This window comes from Aliivibrio sp. S3MY1 (genome assembly GCF_028765575.1).
Classification (GTDB): Bacteria; Pseudomonadota; Gammaproteobacteria; order Enterobacterales; family Vibrionaceae; genus Aliivibrio.
This window is the reverse complement of record NZ_JARACO010000107.1, coordinates 1-672: the sequence shown is the minus strand read 5'-3', so window position 1 is coordinate 672 and position 672 is coordinate 1. Positions and strand designations below refer to the sequence as shown.

Genomic DNA, 672 nt, shown 5'->3' with positions numbered 1-672 from the left:
GCTACCATACAGACCTAGCTGAATTTTACTGCTTTAATCACTGAAACTAAAGGCAAACCGACAACGCCGAGTGTAGCAAATCGTGTTGATGCATTTGTTATATGCGTTTATTCAACCCCAAAATCTTTAGATAATGACTCCATTAACTCTTTATTAACCTGTACAAGTTTATCTTTGTCATACCCACTTTCAAAGCACTCTGAAAATATTGATTCCCAATTACTTAGACTTTGATATCGTTCCACTTTAGCAATAATACCTGCATCTTTCCCATGCCCACGGTAAGCCTTAAAACAAACGCTCATAAATTGTTCATACGCCTTAAATGATTCTTTTGACCAATAAGGCTTCGTCGAGTGAAAAATTCGATCAATTTTCCTTTTGCTCTCTAATATATCGTTTGGTGTTAATTCTTTCCAATCACCAACCCTACGTATATAAGAATAGATCTTATTAAAGTCTTCTTGTATCGAAGCATAGATTGTTGCCCGTTTTTCAATAATTGAATGATCTAGTTGAAAGCGGCTTTTAACTTTTTCTAACCGTGTATTAACCCAGATACCCGTCATTATGATTACAACTAAAGGCATTATTGCTGAGATTAATGGTGCATATTTTAATAATGATTCAAGCATGAGAACTCCATTGATACTGTAAATTTTTTAAAGCATA

The 672-nt window shown here is 34.2% G+C and carries 1 protein-coding gene; it reads right to left on the bottom strand.

Annotated features, from left to right (window positions below):
• Positions 1 to 107 precede the first annotated feature (107 nt).
• Entirely contained in the window at positions 108 to 635 is a 528-nt protein-coding gene (locus PVK62_RS17470; RefSeq protein ID WP_274445650.1) for a hypothetical protein, read from the bottom strand.
• Between the last annotated feature and the right edge of the window lie 37 nt (positions 636 to 672).

Excerpts from the sequence above, each read along its gene's own strand:
- PVK62_RS17470 (WP_274445650.1), bottom strand. The coding sequence starts at position 635 with ATGCTTGAATCATTATTAAAATATGCACCATTAATCTCAGCAATAATG.